This window comes from Pantoea sp. ICBG 828, from assembly GCF_002928355.1.
GTDB classification, from domain to species: Bacteria; Pseudomonadota; Gammaproteobacteria; order Enterobacterales; family Enterobacteriaceae; genus Pantoea; species Pantoea dispersa.
Window position 1 is genome coordinate 256844 of the sequence record NZ_POWN01000001.1, and the last position, 17873, is coordinate 274716.

18 protein-coding genes are annotated in these 17873 nt (G+C 61.2%); 5 read left to right on the plus strand and 13 right to left on the minus strand.

Annotated elements, in window-relative coordinates:
• Positions 1 to 17: 17 nt before the first annotated feature.
• The 7 genes from tyrR to pspA form a co-directional block, all read right to left on the minus strand.
• Positions 18 to 1583, minus strand: a complete 1566-nt coding sequence (tyrR, locus tag C1Y43_RS01170) for a transcriptional regulator TyrR (protein ID WP_021506133.1) — start codon at positions 1581 to 1583, stop codon at positions 18 to 20.
• Between the two features lie 213 nt (positions 1584 to 1796).
• The gene (locus tag C1Y43_RS01175) at positions 1797 to 2870 is read right to left on the minus strand and encodes a YcjF family protein (RefSeq protein ID WP_104186719.1); all 1074 of its coding nucleotides are present in this window, start codon (positions 2868 to 2870) and stop codon (positions 1797 to 1799) included.
• A complete protein-coding gene (locus C1Y43_RS01180) occupies positions 2867 to 4264 on the minus strand; it encodes a YcjX family protein (protein ID WP_058774727.1) in 1398 nt (465 codons plus the stop codon). The genes C1Y43_RS01175 and C1Y43_RS01180 overlap by 4 nt, the downstream gene beginning before the upstream one ends.
• Entirely contained in the window at positions 4245 to 4493 is a 249-nt protein-coding gene (pspD, locus tag C1Y43_RS01185) for a phage shock protein PspD (RefSeq protein ID WP_058769747.1), read from the minus strand. The genes C1Y43_RS01180 and pspD overlap by 20 nt, the downstream gene beginning before the upstream one ends.
• 48 nt (positions 4494 to 4541) lie before the next feature.
• Positions 4542 to 4889 carry an envelope stress response membrane protein PspC gene (gene pspC / locus C1Y43_RS01190; protein ID WP_058758492.1) on the minus strand — a complete coding sequence of 116 codons (348 nt, stop codon included), beginning with the start codon at positions 4887 to 4889 and terminating at the stop codon, positions 4542 to 4544.
• Positions 4886 to 5110, minus strand: coding sequence for an envelope stress response membrane protein PspB (gene pspB, locus C1Y43_RS01195; protein ID WP_058769745.1), 225 nt, complete (start codon positions 5108 to 5110; stop codon positions 4886 to 4888). Before pspB ends, pspC begins: the two co-directional genes overlap by 4 nt.
• A gap of 57 nt (positions 5111 to 5167) precedes the next feature.
• Positions 5168 to 5833 (minus strand): phage shock protein PspA, encoded by a 666-nt coding sequence (gene pspA, locus C1Y43_RS01200; protein ID WP_058758491.1) that lies wholly within the window; start codon positions 5831 to 5833, stop codon positions 5168 to 5170.
• A 156-nt stretch (positions 5834 to 5989) separates the two neighbouring features.
• On the opposite strand from pspA, the gene pspF reads away from it, so the two are divergent.
• Both pspF and leuA read left to right on the plus strand, forming a co-directional pair.
• On the plus strand, positions 5990 to 6985 hold the full coding sequence (pspF, locus tag C1Y43_RS01205) for a phage shock protein operon transcriptional activator (RefSeq protein WP_058769744.1): 996 nt from the start codon (positions 5990 to 5992) through the stop codon (positions 6983 to 6985).
• Positions 6986 to 7104: 119 nt separating this feature from the next.
• The gene (gene leuA, locus C1Y43_RS01210) at positions 7105 to 8790 is read left to right on the plus strand and encodes a 2-isopropylmalate synthase (RefSeq protein ID WP_104186720.1); all 1686 of its coding nucleotides are present in this window, start codon (positions 7105 to 7107) and stop codon (positions 8788 to 8790) included.
• Here leuA and C1Y43_RS01215 read toward each other — a convergent pair.
• Both C1Y43_RS01215 and C1Y43_RS01220 read right to left on the minus strand, forming a co-directional pair.
• A complete protein-coding gene (locus C1Y43_RS01215) occupies positions 8741 to 9523 on the minus strand; it encodes a helix-turn-helix transcriptional regulator (protein WP_104186722.1) in 783 nt (260 codons plus the stop codon). The two genes, leuA and C1Y43_RS01215, sit on opposite strands and share 50 nt — an antisense overlap.
• The gene (locus C1Y43_RS01220; protein WP_104186724.1) at positions 9524 to 10387 is read right to left on the minus strand and encodes an NAD(P)-dependent oxidoreductase; all 864 of its coding nucleotides are present in this window, start codon (positions 10385 to 10387) and stop codon (positions 9524 to 9526) included. It abuts the gene before it with no gap.
• 215 nt (positions 10388 to 10602) lie between these two features.
• Here C1Y43_RS01220 and pqqU point away from each other — a divergent pair, with 215 nt between their 5' ends.
• Entirely contained in the window at positions 10603 to 12726 is a 2124-nt protein-coding gene (gene pqqU / locus C1Y43_RS01225; protein WP_199189132.1) for a TonB-dependent receptor PqqU, read from the plus strand.
• Positions 12727 to 12761: 35 nt separating this feature from the next.
• Here the strand turns inward: pqqU and C1Y43_RS01230 are convergent, their stop codons facing one another.
• The 4 genes from C1Y43_RS01230 to C1Y43_RS01245 all read right to left on the minus strand — a co-directional run bounded on the left by C1Y43_RS01230 (position 12762) and on the right by C1Y43_RS01245 (position 15124).
• A complete protein-coding gene (locus C1Y43_RS01230; RefSeq protein ID WP_021506145.1) occupies positions 12762 to 13241 on the minus strand; it encodes a DM13 domain-containing protein in 480 nt (159 codons plus the stop codon).
• Between the two features lie 243 nt (positions 13242 to 13484).
• Positions 13485 to 14039 (minus strand): isochorismatase family protein, encoded by a 555-nt coding sequence (locus tag C1Y43_RS01235; RefSeq protein ID WP_058758482.1) that lies wholly within the window; start codon positions 14037 to 14039, stop codon positions 13485 to 13487.
• 16 nt (positions 14040 to 14055) lie between these two features.
• Positions 14056 to 14481 (minus strand): MarR family winged helix-turn-helix transcriptional regulator, encoded by a 426-nt coding sequence (locus C1Y43_RS01240; protein WP_104186727.1) that lies wholly within the window; start codon positions 14479 to 14481, stop codon positions 14056 to 14058.
• Between the two features lie 97 nt (positions 14482 to 14578).
• The gene (locus tag C1Y43_RS01245; RefSeq protein ID WP_104186729.1) at positions 14579 to 15124 is read right to left on the minus strand and encodes a helix-turn-helix domain-containing protein; all 546 of its coding nucleotides are present in this window, start codon (positions 15122 to 15124) and stop codon (positions 14579 to 14581) included.
• 97 nt (positions 15125 to 15221) lie between these two features.
• On the opposite strand from C1Y43_RS01245, the gene C1Y43_RS01250 reads away from it, so the two are divergent.
• Both C1Y43_RS01250 and C1Y43_RS01255 read left to right on the plus strand, forming a co-directional pair.
• Positions 15222 to 16400, plus strand: coding sequence for a benzoate/H(+) symporter BenE family transporter (locus C1Y43_RS01250; RefSeq protein WP_021506148.1), 1179 nt, complete (start codon positions 15222 to 15224; stop codon positions 16398 to 16400).
• 153 nt (positions 16401 to 16553) lie between these two features.
• On the plus strand, positions 16554 to 17873 hold the full coding sequence (locus C1Y43_RS01255; protein ID WP_104186731.1) for an SrfA family protein: 1320 nt from the start codon (positions 16554 to 16556) through the stop codon (positions 17871 to 17873).

Consider the following 17873-nt stretch of genomic DNA (forward strand, 5'->3'; position numbering starts at 1 on the left):
TTGATGCAGAACGCGGATTATTCGCCTTCGCTGCGTTTCTGGCCGAGGCCATATTCGCGCAGCTTGTTGGCGATCGCGGTGTGTGACACCCCAAGGCGTTTCGCCAGTTTACGCGTGCTGGGATACGACAGATAGAGACGAGTCAGCACGGAACGCTCGAAACGGCTGGTGATTTCATCCAGCGACCCTTCCATTGCCTCTTCGCCCAGCGACACATCCAGCGCCTGCTCCGGCAGCACGATATCCTGCGGACGCAGTTCATAACCTTCCAGCTGCGTGAGCGCGCGATACAGCGCATTTTTCAACTGGCGCACGTTGCCCGGCCAGTTATAGCGCGTCAGGAACGGCGTCAGCTGCGGTGACAAACGTGGGCGCGGCAGCCCCTGCTCATCGGCGAAGCGCGCCACAAACATTTCGGTGAGCGGCAGAATATCCAGCGGACGTTCGCGCAGCGGCGGCAGATTCAGCGTCAGCACGTTCAGACGATAGAACAGGTCTTCGCGGAACTCGCCGCGCTGCACCAGCTCAATCAGGTTCTTTTGCGTGGCGCAGATCACGCGCACATCCACGTGCACTTCATGATCCTCGCCGACGCGGCGGAAGGTGCCATCGTTCAGGAAGCGCAGCAGTTTAGTCTGCATGCGCGGCGACATCTCGCCGATTTCATCCAGCAGCACCGAGCCGCCGTTCGCCTGCTCAAAGAAGCCCTTCTTCCCTTCCAGCGCGTTGGGATACGCGCCCGCCGCGTGACCAAACAACTCGCTCTCAGCGACGTCATCCGGGATCGATCCGCAGTTGAGCGCCAGGAACGGTTTTTTACCGCGTGCGCTGCGCAGATGGCAGGCGCGCGCCAGCATATCTTTACCGGTGCCGGTGTCGCCGACAATCAGCAGCGGCGCATCGTGCATCGCCAGCTTGCGCGCCTGGTCGATCACCTGACGCATTTTCGGCGTCACCGCCACGATGTGATCGAATTCGGAATCATCGGTAACGCTGAGGTTCTGCAACTGCCGCCCCATGCGTGCGGTGGATTTCAGGGTGATCATCGCGCCTACCGGCTGGTCGTTCTGCTCATCTTCCTGCGCCAGATAGATCGGGCGCGCTTCCATGAGGAAATCACGCCCCTGGATCACCACATGCTGCGCCTGCGCGTCAACACGTTCACTCTCCAGCCAGCGCTGGAAATTAAAGCCGGCAATCAGCGTGCCGGCGTTCTGATTACGGATCTTCTGTTCGTCGAGGTTAAACAGGTTCTGCGCCGCCGGATTCGCCAGTTCGACTTTACCTTTCAGGTCGAGGGAGAACACCGGCTCGGGCATCGCCACCAGCAGCGCGCTCAGCGCGCGATGTTCACGTTCAGACGGCATGAAAGACACGGTGCGAACGTCTGTCACGCCCGGTGTACGGCGAATCTCCGCCATCAGGTTGCTGAATGCGTCAAATTCCAGTGCAGAAAAGTTGAGGTAGATGCGGCCCAGCGAGGCAATTTCAATGCCGCGCAGGTCAATATTACGGGCAACCAGCAGGTCGAGTAGCTCGCGCGCCAGACCGATACGGTCCTGGCAGAAAACTTCCAAACGCATTGCGATGAGCCTTAGTCAGGTTTTGATTTTAGAGATAATACGCTAACTTGCAGCGCCTCAGAAGGGTTCTGTCATGAAAAGTTGACACTCTGATGCAGGTGACGAAGAGAAGTGTAGCGGAACAACCAACAATAATCCCGCCAGAAAACACCCTGAGCACAGATAATTTTACCTTTCACGCCATCGGCAGCGTGAAAGGCAGACAAGGTGAGATTATTTAGCAGCCTGACCTGCTTTATCACCGCTTTTGGCCAGCGATTCTTTAAGCTGTCCCACCAGTTCACGGCGGAAATCGCCGAGCCGCGGTTTGTCCTCCACCAGCCACGGCAGCGGACGGCATAATTCCATGGCTTTGATCCCCAGTCGGGCGGTGAGCAGCCCGGCACCGATGCCCTGCGCCGCACGCGCCGAGAGACGGGCGGCGATGTCCTGCGACATCCAGTCCATACCAACTTCGCGCACCAGCTCTGACGCCCCGGCAAACGCCATATTCAGTAATACCAGCCGGAACAGCCGGATGCGACTGAAGTAGCCGAGCTCAATGCCGTAGATGGCCGCGATGCGGTTCACCAGCCGCAGGTTACGCCAGGCGATAAACGCCATGTCCACCAGCGCCAGCGGGCTGACGGCAATCATCAGCGTCGATTCTGCCGCGTGGCGGCTGATTTCGCGCCGCGCCTGCCGGTCCAGCACCGGCTGCACCAGCTGGGCATACAGCGTGACAATTTCGCGGTCGTTATGGGTTTCGTGCAACGCCGCATGCCAGCGCTGCAGTGCCGGATGCGCCTGATCCAACTGCGCCTGGCGCGCCAGCTTTTCACAGAACGCCCGGCCTTTGCCGATACCGTGGCTGGCCAGGAGTTCACGGCCCACGTCCCGCTCTTCCGCCCGCTGACGCAGACGATACAGCCGACGCCATTCGCCAATCAGCGCGCCCGCGCCGGCGGCGACAATCAGCCCACCGGCCACGCCGCTGCCCAGCGCAAACCAGTCGCGCGTCAGCCAGGCATCGTGCAGCCACTGGGCGCCCTGCGCCACCACGCTAATGCCAAAGATACCCAGCCCGACGCCCACCATTTTGCGCCACAGGCTGCGCTTTGGCCGCAGCGCGGCTTCCACCACTTTCTCGCCGGCGCCCTCTTCCAGCGGCTCCGCGTCAGGCGTCACCAGAAACCCCTGTTGCGCGTCGCTGCTAAAGGTGTGCGCCGCGCGCAGGGTCGGCTCCACAGGCTCCTGCAACGGGCGGGCAAAATCTATCCGTGGTTTGAGTGGCGTTTCATCGCTCATCGCAATTTATCTCCCAGTAAAAATTCCAGCGCAGCATCCATGCGGATATGCGGCAACGGCCGATCGACATCCAGCTGCTGCGGCCGGAACTGTTCAAACTGAAACCCCTGCTGCTGCCAGAAGCTGTTGCCCGGCAGGCGCGGCGGTACTTCGCCCGGGTAAAAGGTCAGCGGTTCGCCGTCGGCAAGGCGATGACCGCGCAGCGCCGGTAATTTTTCTCCGCGATGATCCACCAGCCCGCTCTCGGTCGCCTGTACCGACGCCAGCCCCAGACAATCCATGCTGATGCCTTCAAACGCGGCGTTCTGCCACGCGTCCTGTACCAGCTGCTGCAGCAGCGACACCATATTGGCGTGCTGATCGGCGGTAATGTGATCGGCCTTGGTGGCGGCAAACAGCAACTTATCGATGACCGGCGAGAACAGACGGCGGAACAGCGTGCGCTGACCATAGTGAAAACTTTGCATCAGCTGGGTCAGCGCCAGCCGCATATCATTGAACGCCTGCGGTCCACTGTTGAGCGGCTGCAGGCAATCGACCAGCACGATCTGACGATCGAAGCGCAGGAAGTGATTTTTATAAAACCCTTTCACCACATGCTGACAGTAGTAGTGAAAACGCTGCTGCAGCATGGCGAAATTGCTGCCGGCCGGTGCCTGCAGCAGCTTACCGGCCTGCTGATCATCGACGTTGGGCCACGGGAAAAACTGCAGTGCCGGCGCGCCAGCCATGTCACCCGGCAACACAAAACGTCCCGGCTGGATGAAGTGCAATCCTTCGGTTTTGCACTGATGCAGGTAGTCGGTCCAGGCCGCGGCGATCTCCGCCAGGCGGTTTTCATCGGCGGGCGCGAACGGGTCGAGATCGGCGCTCAGGCTGTGCCAGCGCGCGGCCCACTGCTGACGATCGCCCTGCAGCAGGCCGACCATCTGGCGTGACCAGCTGAGATAATCCTGCGCCAGCATCGGCAGATCGAGCAGCCACTCGCCGGGATAATCGACAATTTCGAGGTAAAGGGTGGCGGTATCTTTGAAATGACGCAGCAGAGACTGATCCGGCCGGTAGCGCAGCGCCAGGCGCATCTCGCTGACGCCGCGCGTCGGGGTTGGCCACATCGGCGGTGTGCCGTACAGCTGGGCCAGCCCTTCGTCATAGGTAAAGCGCGGCGTACCCAGCTCACGCTGGGGCACGCGCTTCACGCCCAGCAGCCGCTCTTCGCGCACCACGGAAAACAGCGGCAGACGCGCGCCGCTGTGGACATTGAGCAGCTGGTTAACCAGCGAGGTGATAAAGGCGGTTTTGCCGCTGCGGCTCAGGCCGGTGACGGCGAGGCGCAGATGACGATCCACGCCACGGTTCATCAGCCCCATCAACTCATTTTGCAGTCTTTTCATCGCTCTCCCTGATGAAACGTGCCGACAGGCGGTTAAACGCCTTGCTCAGCAACGGTTCCAGGGCGGCCGCCAGCAACAGGCGCAGCGGACGGCGCGCCACCGATTTCACTGCCCAGCCGGCCAGGCCGCCGGGCGCATAAGTTACTGCACTGATGATGATGAATTTTCCCGCCGACTTCAACGCAGGCGTTGCGCGCCGGCGCAGAGCAGTAAAACGTTGCGTATGCATAGCGCCTCTCTTAGAGCAGCGGACCCGCTGACGGGCCCGCGACAGGGATTAAATCTGGCGGAAACGGCTGCGTACGCTGAAGGTTTCTGAGGTCACGTAACGCTCGATATCGCGTACGTTACGCTCATCCGCGGTAAGGGTGTTCTCCAGCTCATCCAGCAGTTCGCGCGCCGTTGGTGTGCGCTCAGAGGGTGCGTCCAGCGGTTTTTCATCCAGCACGTAGCCGAGGATAAAATAGGCGGTCACGGTGATCATAAACAGACCGAAAAACAGCGACAGCACCACAATCACACGCAGCAGCCGCACCGGAATATCCAGGTACTCGGCCAGCCCGGCACACACGCCGCGCACTTTGCCCTGCTGCGGAATACGCCACAGTTTGCGTCCGTTCATCATGGCTGCCTCCAGTTCGGGTGTTCGGCATCGAGAATCGCTTCCAGCGCTTCGACCCGGTCACGCATGCGGCGCGCTTCCTGCGTCAGCTGCTGCAGGCGCTGCAGGTCACCGGACGAAAGCGCCCCGCCGTTGCGTTTGTTGCTGTAGTGCAGCCATAACCAGATCGGTGCCACAAACAGCACGAAGATCGTTAACGGTATGGCCAGAAATAGTGCGCTCATTGACTCTCCTTTTTCAGTACACCCGGCAATCCGGGCCCGTTAGCAGGCCCGGGGCGATCACTCGCTGCGGTTCATTTTGGCTTTCAGCGCAGCCAGCTGCTGGCTGATTTCGTCATCGGCTTTCAGATCGGCAAACTGCTGGTCCAGCGTTTTGCTTTTACCGAAGCGCTGGCTTTCCGCTTCTGCTTCCATGTGATCGATGCGGCGCTCAAAAGATTCGAAGCGTGCCATTGCCTCATCCAGCTTGCCGCTGTCGAGCTGACGACGCACATCGCGTGACGATGAAGCCGCCTGATGACGCAGCGTCAGGGCCTGCTGGCGGGCGCGGGTTTCGCTGAGTTTTTTCTCCAGCTCGCCAATCTCGCCTTTCATGCGATCCAGCGTCTCTTCAACGTGGCTGGCTTCCTGCTGCAGCGCAGCGATCAGGTCGGTCAGCTTCTGTTTCTCAATCAGCGCCGAACGGGCTAAGTCTTCTTTCTCTTTACTCAGCGCCAGCTCAGCTTTTTCCTGCCATTCCGCCTGCTGAATTTCGGCCTGCTCAATACGGCGCAGCAACTGTTTCTTTTCTGCCAGCGCGCGGGCCGAGGTGGAACGCACCTCCACCAGCGTGTCTTCCATTTCCTGAATCATCAGGCGTACCAGTTTCTGCGGATCTTCGGCACGCTCCAGCAGCGAGTTGATGTTAGCGTTCACGATATCGGCGAAACGAGAAAAAATACCCATAATGATGTTCCTCTGGTTGTCATGTCTTTACGCTCATGACTAATACAAGATGCGTGCCAGTTTTTAATGTGCTGAATTTACTGGGTTTGACTGTTTTACACGCGCGGCGCAATCCGTTAAGGTAGTGAAATTAATTAATCAGTGGTGAATTTCATCATGGCAAACGGTAAAGACAATCTGCTGGGCGAGTCGAATAACTTTTTAGAGGTGCTGGAACAGGTATCGAAACTGGCGCCGCTGGAGAAACCGGTGCTGGTGACTGGCGAACGCGGTACCGGTAAAGAGCTGATTGCCAGCCGCCTGCACTACCTCTCCGACCGCTGGCAGGGGCCGTTTATTTCGCTCAACTGCGCCGCGCTGAATGAAAACCTGCTGGATTCCGAGCTGTTCGGCCATGAAGCCGGTGCCTTTACCGGCGCCCAGAAGCGCCACCTTGGCCGCTTTGAGCGCGCCGATGGTGGCACGCTGTTTCTGGATGAGCTTGCCACTGCGCCAATGCTGGTGCAGGAGAAACTGCTGCGCGTGATTGAGTATGGCCAGCTGGAACGCGTTGGCGGCAATCAGTCGCTGCAGGTTAACGTGCGGCTGGTGTGCGCCACCAACGAGGATCTGCCAGCATTGGCCGCCGCCGGCCGTTTTCGCGCCGACCTGCTCGATCGCCTGGCGTTCGATGTTGTCCAGCTGCCGCCGCTGCGCGAGCGCCGCAGCGATATCCTGGTGATGGCCGAGCATTTTGCCATTCAGATGTGCCGCGAGCTGGGCCTGGCGCTGTTTCCCGGCTTTAGCGAGCGCGCTCAGCTCACCCTGTTGCAGCACAGCTGGCCGGGCAACGTGCGTGAACTGAAAAACGTGGTGGAGCGCTCGGTGTACCGTCATCACAGCACCGAACAGGCGCTCGACACCATCATCATCAATCCGTTTGCGCCACGCAGTGCTCCTGCGGTAACCGAAGCGGAAGCAGAACAGCGTGAAAATGCCCTGCCGGCGCTGCCGCTGGATTTACGCCAGTGGCAAAACCAGCAGGAGTGCGCCCTGGTCGAAGCCAGTCTGCAACAGGCGCGATACAACCAGCGCCGCGCCGCTGAACTGTTGCGCGTCACTTATCATCAGCTGCGCGCGATGATGAAAAAACACGGGATTGAAGCACAGTAGGGTTTAACTGACGGGTATCGCTGCGGCAGCTGTCAGTTTTGCACGCCGGGTTGTCAGCTATGCGTGAGCCGCGTCCGGCAGGTTACTGCAGACTACAGGCAGACCTCAAGGAGACCCTCATGCTGACTCAACCTGCTGAAAAATATCGCCCGTGGCCTGTCATCAATCTGGCGGATCGCCAGTGGCCGTCACGCCAGATCACCCGCACGCCACGCTGGCTCTCAACCGATTTGCGCGATGGCAATCAGGCGCTGGCTACGCCGATGGACAGCGCGCGCAAATTAGCATTCTGGCAACTGCTGCTGCGCTGCGGCTTTAAAGAGATTGAAGTGGCGTTTCCCGCCGCCTCGCAAACCGATTATGACTTTGTGCGCCTGCTGATTGAACAGCAGCACATCCCTCACGACGTCACTATTCAGGTATTAACCCAGGCGCGCGGCGATTTAATCGATCGCACCTTTGCAGCGCTGCGTGACGCGCCGCAGGCGATTGTCCATCTGTATAACGCCACCGCCCCGCTGTTCCGTGAGCGCGTATTTCGTCAGAGCAAAGCTGAAATCGTCGAGCTGGCCTGCGCCGCCGCGCGGCAAATCCGCGCACGCTGTGCGGCGCAGCCCGCCACGCGCTGGACCTTTCAGTACTCGCCGGAAACTTTCTGCTTTACCGAGCCGGAGTTTGCGCTGGAAATCTGTGAAGCGGTCGCCGCCATCTGGCAGCCGGGACCGCAGCGGCCGATGATCATCAACCTGCCCGCCACGGTGGAAGTCAACACGCCCAACGTCTATGCCGACCAGATCGAGTATTTCTGTCGCCACTTCAGCCAGCGCTCGCAGGTGGCCATCAGCGTGCATCCGCATAACGATCGCGGTACCGGCATCGCCTGCGCCGAGCTGGCGCTGCTGGCCGGGGCCGATCGCGTTGAGGGCTGCCTGTTTGGTAACGGCGAGCGCACCGGCAATGTCGATCTGGTGACGCTGGCGCTGAACCTGTATACCCAGGGCGTGTCGCCTGAGCTGGACTTTAGCGACATGCACGCGGTGCTGGAAGTGGTGACGCGCTGTAACCAGCTGCCGGTGCATCCGCGCCATCCTTACGCCGGGGAACTGGTGTTTACCGCCTTCTCCGGCTCGCATCAGGATGCGATTCGCAAAGGCTTTGCCGAACGCAGTGCGCGTCACGAAGCGATCTGGCAGATGCCTTATCTGCCGCTCGATCCGCTGGACATCGGCTGCAGCTATGAAGCGGTGATCCGCGTGAATAGCCAGTCCGGCAAAGGCGGTGCCGCCTGGCTGCTGGAGCAAAATCACGGGTTGCAACTGCCGCGCGGGCTGCAGCAGGATTTCAGCCGCTGCGTGCAGCAGCAGACCGATGCTCACGGCCAGGAGATGACGCACCACGCGCTGTGGCAGCTGTTCTGTCATCAGTACGGCCTGCAGCAGCCGCTGTGCCGCCTGCTGCAGGCGGAGAGCCATAGCGATGATCAGGGCGAGACGCGGATCAAAGCGCACCTGCAGCACGGCGCGCGGCAACTGACGCTGGAAGGTCGCGGCAACGGGCTGCTGTCAGCGGCGGTGGCCGCGCTGCGCCAGCGCTACGATCTGGCGGTAACCATTGAGGATTATCATGAACACACGCTGGGCAAACGCAGCGACAGCCGTTCGGTGTGCTACATCAGCTGCGTTACGCCACGCGGCGAACGCGCCTGGGGCGTGGGTATTGATAATGACGTGACGCGCGCCTCGCTGCAGGCATTGCTTAACGCGGCGGGCGCTTTTCTGCCGCCGGAAAGTAGTTCGCCGGCGTAACGCCCAGCACGCGGCGGAACATGGCGCTGAAGGCGCTCGGGCTGTCATAGCCGAGATCGAGCGCCACGGCCAGCACCGTATCGCCCTGTGCCAGCCGGGTCAGCGCGACGCTCAGCCGGGCACGCCGCAGCCAGTCGCTAAACTGCAAACCGGTTTCGCGACTGAAATGGCGCGCCAGTGTCCGCTCCGCCACACACAGCTGCGCCGCCGCGCGCGCCAGCGTCCAGCTCTCGCCCGGCGTCCGCTGAATCTGCTGGCACAGCGCCAGCAACCGGTCGCTGTGCGGCAGTGGCAGGCCAAACGGCAGCACATCCATCACGCGAATTTCATCGAGAATCAGCTCGTAAATGCGCTCGGCGCGACTGCCAGACGCGTAATGCTCCGGCAGCGTGAGCGCGCTGACAATCAGCTCCCGCAGCAGCGGCGATATCTGCACCACCTGACAGCTGGCGGGCAGATCGGCGCGCGCCAGCGGATCGACAAACAGCGTGCGCGCCGCCACGCTGCCAACGATGTGCAGCGCATGACGCGTGCCGGCCGGCAGCCACACGCCGCGGCTCGGCGGCACAATCCAGCTGCCGTGTTGCGTTTCCACTTTCACCACGCCGCTCAGGGTATGGATCAGCTGCGCGCAGTGGTGATAGTGCCACGGCTCCGCATCGCCGTGCGCGTAATCATGCGCATACGGCACCAGCGGACGCTGCGCGAAGTCAAAGTCGAGCCGCTTGCTCATTTAGCGTTTCAGGTACTGATAAACCGCCGCCAGATCCTGCTCGCCGTAACCGGCATCGACCGCCTGCTGCCAGACATCGACGATGTTTTCCAGCGCCGGCAGAGAAGCGTCGCCGGCGGCGTCCAGCGCCAGCCGGGCATCTTTCAGCGCCCAGACCAGATGCATCTGCGGCGTAAAATCGCCGCTGGCAATCATGCCGAGTTTCATTTTGGCGTACGGCGCGGCCAGCGGACCGCCCTCCAGCACCTGCCAGAGATCGTCGGTAGTGAAACCGAACTGCTCTGCCAGCCGGGTGCTTTCGGCGAGGCTCTGCATCAGGCCAATCAGCCAGCTATTCACCACCAGCTTCATGCGCGAGCTGGCGCCGGCGGCACCCAGCCACTGCGTTCCTTTACCAATCGCGGCAAACACCTGCTCCGCCGCCTGGGCGCGCTGCCGGTCGCCGCTGGCCATCACCAGAATCTGCGCGTTCTCCGCCGGTGCTTTGGTACCGGAAACCGGCGCATCAATAAACACCACGTCCGGCCGTGCGGCGACCAGCCCGGCGATCAGCGCGTCGGTTTCTTCCACGCCGATGGTGCCCATCTGCGCCACGGTTGCGCCCTGCTGCAGCGCGTTTTTCACCTGGTTTAGCGTGGCGCGCGTGGTAGCGCCGTCCGCCAGCATGGCAATCACCACCTCTGCGCCTTCCACGGCCTGCGCGGCGCTGTCGCTCAGCGTCAGGCCTGCGGCCACCAAATCTTCCCCTTTGGCACGCGTGCGGTTCCAGCCGCGCACGGTAAAGCCCTTCTTCAACAGATTGGCGGCAAATGCGTGCCCCATCGCGCCTAATCCCAGTACCGCCACTACAGGTTGCTGACTCATGTTTTCTCCTTCTTCTTACCGCAGGCAAAACGATCACACTGACAGAAATTGGGGCTGACAGCCAGGCCAGAGGTGCGGTGAAAGGACATTTTTCACGCCACACTTAACAGGGTTCTGCCCTACTATTAACGCTTTTCAAACCCGCGCTAAAACGATTAACATACGCGCGATAAATGTCCCGATTGGTTCATTTCACGTCTTTTACGGTTATTAAAATGAAAATTGCTCTTTTGCGACAGGCGCCGTTGCTGATGCTGCCTGCACTCCTGCCGCTGCCGCTATTAGCGGCGGACAATGCCAGCAATACCCTGGTGGTGAGCGCCGCGCCTGCGGCCAGTGGACTCTCTGAGCTGGATACCCCGGCGGCGGTCAGCGTCGTCAGCGGCGACGATATGCGCCACGCCGCACCGCGCGTTAACCTGTCTGAAAACCTCACCAGCGTGCCGGGTCTGCAAATCCAGAACCGGCAGAATTATGCGCAGGACCTGCAGATTTCGGTGCGCGGCTTTGGCTCGCGTTCCACCTTCGGCGTGCGTGGCATCAGAATGTACGTCGATGGCATTCCGGCCAGCATGCCGGATGGCCAGGGGCAAACCTCGAATATCGATATCGGTTCCATCGATCGCGTGGAAGTGCTGCGCGGCCCTTTCTCTGCGCTGTACGGTAACGCATCGGGCGGCGTGATCAATGTGGAAACCCAGCGCGGCCAGCAGCCGACCACGCTGGAAGCCAGCAGCTGGTACGGCAGCTACGGCAGCTGGCGCAACAGCGTGAAAGCGAGCGGTGCCACCGGTGATGGCAGCCATGCCGGCGATGTTGACTATACGGTGTCGGCTTCGCGCTTCACCACGCACGGCTATCGTGACCACAGCGCCGCGCAGAAAAACCTCGGCAATGCCAGGCTTGGCGTGCGCATTGACGATGTCAGCACCCTGACGCTGCTGTTCAACAGCGTTCACGTTGAGGCGCAGGATCCGGGCGGCCTGACGCCGGATCAGTGGCGTGATAATCCGCGCCAGGTGGCCAGCAACGTCACGCTGTACAACGCGCGTAAAACCGTCGACCAGACCCAGGCGGGCCTGCACTACCAGCGCCAGATGAGCGACAACGACGATCTCAGCGTGATGCTCTATGCCGGTGAGCGCGAAACCACCCAGTATCAGTCCATCCCGCTGGCGACCCAGCTGAAAGCCGGCTATCCCGGTGGTGTCATTTCACTGGCGCGCCACTACCAGGGCATTGATACGCGCTGGACGCACCGCGCGACGCTGTTGACGCTGCCGGTGACCCTGACCGGCGGCCTTGACTATGAAACCATGAGCGAGAAGCGCAAAGGCTATCAGAACTTCACCCGCAGTGACGGCGCCACCGACTACGGCGTGCAGGGTGATCTGCGCCGCAACGAGCGCAACCTGATGTGGAACCTCGATCCCTATCTGCAGACCGCGTGGCAGCTGAGCGATCGCTGGTCGCTGGACGCCGGCGTGCGCTTCAGCACGGTCAATTTCGATGCTAACGACTATTACGTGACCGCCAGCGACCCGGATGACAGCGGCAATCGCCGCTATCACCGCTGGCTGCCTGCGGCCTCGCTCAAATACGCGATTGATGATGGCTGGAACGCCTATGTTTCCGCCGGTCGCGGCTTTGAAACGCCGACGCTCAATGAACTCTCCTACCGCGCGGCGGATCAGGCCGGGCTCAATCTCAACCTGCAGCCGGCCACCAGCAATACCGTTGAGCTCGGCAGCAAAAAACGCCTCGGCAACGGCCTGCTGACCGCTGCGCTGTTTCAGACCGATACCAAAAACGAGATCGTGTCAGACAGCAGTTACGAAGGCCGCACCAGCTACAAAAACGCCGGTGAGACGCGCCGCCGTGGCCTGGAACTCGGGCTCGATCAGCAGTTTGGCTATGACTGGCACCTGAAAGCCGCGTGGACACTGCTCGACGCGCGCTACCGCAGTAACGCCTGCGGCAGCGACAGCTGTGACGGCAAGCGCATCCCCGGTATTGCACGCAATATGGCCTACGCCGGACTGGCCTACGCGCCGGAGCAAGGCTGGTATGCCGGCGGCGACCTGCGCTACCTGAGCGACATTGCAGCCAACGACCAGAATGATGTCAAAGCGCCGGCGTATACGGTGGTGGGACTGAACAGCGGCTATAAATGGCTGGTGCAGAACTGGACGCTGGATCTGTTTGGTCGCATGGATAATCTGCTCGATCGCCACTATATCGGCTCGGTCATCGTTAATGAGAGCAATGGCCGGTATTACGAACCCGCACCGGGGCGTAATTACAGCGTCGGCCTGACGCTGAGCTACGCTTTCCAGTAATCTAAAGCGGGCACCGGCGCACGTCGGTGCCTTATTCAGGTGCGATAACGCGCTGAGCCGACAAATTTCGAAAATTGCTCACTCCAGATTTGCACGGCACAATATTCCTGCGGATCGATACCTTCCGGCAGCGATTTAATAAAATCACCAAAATTATTTAAATCGCCAATTAACGCCGACTGATGTTTTATTTGCAGAAATGAGTGCTGATCAAACGCCTGAGTTTTGGTGAGGTAAATTTTATAGTGTGGCCCGGGGGCAATTTCCCCCTCAAAGGCGATGACATTTTCATTGAGATAGACTTTACCGCTGGCCCAGTAAAGCGCATCACTGCCCGGCTGATGGCGATCAAACTCGCCGCTATATAGCGCCTGCTGTTTCGCCAGATCAACCTCCTTTTGCGTGGCATTCACTTCCGCGGTAATTAACGGTGACAACACCAGACCTAAGGTAATACCGGTGCCCAGAAAAAACAGGCTGGCGATGAGATAAAGCACGTTTAATTTTTTTAGCATCCCTACCTCCCTGCAGCAGAATATCGCTGTATTTCTCTACCCGATCCTGCTGCTCTCTGGTGTTAATAAAACGTAAAGTCAGGCTAAATATTGGTTATCGTGTTGCTGTGCATACTGTGACAGTAACCAGCGCTGTTACAACCAACTCTCAACGGCGGCAGGGAAAGCGAGGCGCAGCAGAATAACCAGTGGCAGCGAGCGGCAAAGATAAGGGCCGGCAGTACCAGCCCTGGAGGGAAAAGATCAGTTCAGCAGCGCGAGGATTTCGTCAGTGGTGCCGGTTTCGCCGAGGCGCGGGAAGATGCGCTCAATGCTGTTGTGGTGGGTTTCAGCGTTCAGGCAGCTCATCGCATCAGTCGCCAGCGTGACGTTGTAGCCCAGCTCGTACGCCTGACGCGCCGTGGATTCCACGCCGATACTGGTGGCAATCCCGCACACCACCACCTGCGTTACGCCACGCTGCTGCAGCTGCTGATGCAGATCGGTATTGTGGAACGCGCCCCAGGTTTTTTTCGTTACGCTGATATCGCCCGGCTGCGGTGTCATTTCCGGCACCAGCACCGCCCAGTCTGCCGGCAGAGCAGCATCGTGGCGCGGCTGCTGATTGCGGCCCGGGGCGCCGCCCGCCACGTTCACCAGCACCACCGGCAGCTGTTTCGCGCGAAACGCCTGCGTCAGCTGCGTGGCGCGTGCAATCACTTCATCCGGATGGCGCGGCGTAACCGGCAGGCGGACGATGCCGTGCTGCAGGTCGATGACAATCAGGGCGGTTTGGGCATCTAACGTGGTGACAGCCATGGTGAGTCCTCTCAAATTAGTGGTCAGCGAGTCGTTGCAGTAAGGGAATGGCGGCCAGCAGCGTTTGCTGCTCCTGCGGACTGAGCAGGCTGCTGATACTGTACAGCAGCCAGTCGTCACGCTGGGCGCGATTGCTGGCGATGAGCTGCAGGCAGGCAGCGGTAGGCTGATAACGGGTTTTGCGGCCATCCTGAGCATCGGCCACGCCCTGTACCAGGCCCAGCGTCTGCAGGCTGGCGACCGTGGCACTCATCGACTGGCTGCGCACCCCTTCGCGCGCGGCCAGCTCGGTCACCGTCATTGCGCCGTCGCGCACCAGATAACCCAGCACGGAAACCTGCGGCCAGGTGAGATCGCCCGGCGGGGCCGATTCACGCAGGCGGCGCATCAGTTTGCCATTAATGCTGCGTAACGCGGCAGCGGCGCTAATCAGCTCGCTCATCGCCCTTTTCCTTTACTGATGAGACCGCAGTATATAAATACGCAGGTAAACTGTGTAGTTTGCCTTCGTATCAATTTGTAATTGCGCATCCCGCCGCTCAGCTGCGCTGCAAATAGTGTATCAGGCTATGAAAGCGCAACGCGCTGGCCAGCGGATTGCGGTAGCTGTGCGGCTGATCGGCGGCGAACTGGCTGGCCTCGCCGGCCTGCAGGCGACGCCAGCTGCCCGCCATGCCCAGCAACAGCTCACCTTCCACCACCACCACCTGCTCAATCACCCCGCTTTCGTGCGCTGATGAATCGCTTTGCGCGCCCGCCGCCAGCGTCACTTCCAGCAGATCGAAGCGCAAACGCGCGTCATACGGCAGCAGCGGCTTCACCTGCATTTGTGCATTGGGCTGGCTGAAGGTCGCCACATCGCCCGACGGCTGCGCCCCGCTCTGCACAAAAAAAGAGAACGGCACATTAAAGCCGGTGGCGATTTTCCATAGCGTGGCGATCGTTGGACTCGACTCGCCGCGCTCAATCTGACCGAGCATGGCTTTACTCACGCCGGTGCGCGCCGCCGCCAGCGTCAGGCTCCAGCCATTGGCCTGACGCAGCTGCTTCAGCGCCTGGCTGAGATGTTGATGCAGATTTTCCATGAATTCTCCTGAAAAGCGGGCGCGCAGTGTACCACTTGTGCGCGCCATACCGCGCGTGCCACAATGTGCGTTATAACGCACAACAGGATGTGATTCCATGACCACTGCGACTGTTCGTCCGGCTTTTTCCTTTCCAATGTTGATTTCCGGCCTGATCGCCGTGCTGGTCGGCTACAGCAGCACCGCGGCGCTGATCTTCCAGGCGGCGCAGGCCGCAGGCGCCTCACCGGCGCAGATTGGCGGCTGGCTGTCGATGCTGGGCGTGGGCATGGGACTGGCGTCACTCGGCCTGTCGCTGTGGACGCGGATGCCGGTGCTCGCCGCCTGGTCGACGCCAGGTGCCGCGCTGCTGGCCACCAGCGTGCACGGCCTGACGCTGAATGAAGTGGTTGGGGTGTTTGTCGCTACCAATCTGCTGATTGTGCTGAGCGGCGTGACCGGCCTGTTTGCCCGGCTGATGAACCACATTCCCCAGTCGCTGGCGGCCGCGATGCTGGCGGGGATTCTGCTGCGATTTGGCATCGGCACTTTCAGCGGCTTACAGGATCATTTTGCCCTGTGCGGCAGCATGTGTCTGGTGTGGCTGCTGGGCCGCCGCTGGCTGCCGCGTTATGCCATTCTGCTGGCGCTGGTGACAGGTGTACTGGTGGCGCTGGGTCAGCGCGCCATCCACTTTCCGCCTCATGCGCTAACGCTGAGCGTGCCGGAATTTATCATGCCGCACTTTAATCCTGCCGCGCTGATTGGCGTCGGCTTGCCCTACTTCCTGGTGACCATGGCGTCGCAGAATGCGCCCGGTATTGCCACGCTGCAGGCGCATGGCTACCGGCCGCCGGTCTCCGCGCTCACCGGCTGGACCGGCCTGATCGCGCTGCTGCTGTCGCCGTTCGGCGGCTTCTCGGTGTGTATTGCGGCGATCACCGCCGCGATCTGCATGGGCGATGATGTCGATCCGGACCCGGCGCGCCGCTGGGTGGCTTCCGCGCTGGCGGGCGTGTTCTATCTGCTGACCGGCTTTACCGGCGCGCTGATCGCCGTGATGCTCAGCGCATTGCCGCCGGTGCTGATCGCCACGCTGGCCGGTCTGGCACTGCTGGCCACGCTGGCGGGCAGTCTGCAGCGCGCGCTGGCGGAACCGGCGCAGCGCGACAGCGCCATCGTGGCATTTCTGATCACCGCCAGCGGCATCTCCCTGCTCGGCGTCGGCTCGGCGTTCTGGGGCCTGATCGGGGGCGTCCTTACCCATTTGCTGCTCAGCCCGCGCCGGAACGGTTAACATTTCACCACCCCGCGTACCGTGGGGGGAATAACGCCCTGTTTCCCCCCCTTTTTCCCCCGTTTGATTGCGGCGCATTTGGCTTAAGATCACTACCATCGCCCATCACACCCGATGTTTGGCTTCAGATAACCACCGATAAGGGCCCAACGAGTGGCAAAAACTTTTCTGCGCAGCGGCAATCTCGACGCGTTACTGGCTCTGGGGGAGAACGGCCAGCCGGTCTGGGCTTCTGCCCTGCAAATTCGCGAAACATTACGTTTGCGCCGCCAGACGACTCTGGCCAACTGCCTCGCGATCCCGCAGGCCAACGAGCGCGGTGACCGCCTTGACTGGTACGCGCCATTCAGCGGCAAAGTGAAATCCTGGCTGGCGGCCAGCGATCGCGAAAAGCGTCAGGCGCTGGATCAGCTCACCCTTAATCAGCAGGATTTGCAGGCGCTCAGCCTGCGCGCCCGGGATGCCGACAATCCGGCGATGCGCCTGTTTGGGGCGCTGCTGGCAAAGACGCTGCAGTTTCCCGATCAGCAATACGTCTATCTGGTGGATGGCAAGCCGGTGATCACCTTCTGGGGCTTTGTCGACCCGCAGGCGCGCACGCGTGATGATGCGCTGGCCTGCCTGCGCGACAGCCTTGATGAAGAACTGCCGCCGCTGGTGGTGCCCGCGCCGGAGCCAGAAAGGGCTGCCGCGCCTGAACCGGTTGCGGCCCCCGTTGTGGCGGAGCCCGAGCCGGAACGGCTGGCGGAACCCGAACCACAGGCCGCACCCGAACCCGCACCGCTGAGCGTGGTCGCCGACGCGCCCGCGCGGAATAAATCCGCACTGCGCCCGCTGCTGCTGGTGCTGCCTCTGGCTGCCGCCGCAGCGGGCGTGGCCTTCTGGTTACACGACGCGCCGGTCCAGCCGGCAGAAACCGAAACCGCGCCTGTGGTCAGCGCCGCGCCCGCGCTGGCCCCGGCGATGCTGGCGAAAGCACAGACGCTGGCCGCCACGCTGCCGCACAGCAGTGCGACGGTGACGCCTGCGCCGGCACCGGCTACCCCACCGGCACCGCCGGAGGTCGTAGCGGAACATACCGAACCGGCCAAAGCGGACGATCTGGTGATGACGGCCGATGACGCGCGCCTCGGCTCGGTGAAATTTATCAATGGTACCTGGCGCGTGACGCTGCGTCAGACCAATCTGCCGACCGGCAAGCCGCCGAGCCTGCGCTATCAGATCCGCAACGGTAAAGGCAGCGCAGTGATTACCCAGGGCGACAATATTCGCTGTAAAGCCGATGTCACCGCCGCCATGACCAGCGCCGGCACCATGGTAGTGCGCAGCCGCTATACTGCCAGCTGCAGCGATAAATCACGCTATCGCATGCCGGAGCTGTTGTGCAAAGCCGGTGATGGCATTGCCAGCTGTACGGCGCAGTATGGCGCCGATCAGGTGTTCCCGTTGACGATTAAGCGTGAGAGTAAGTAA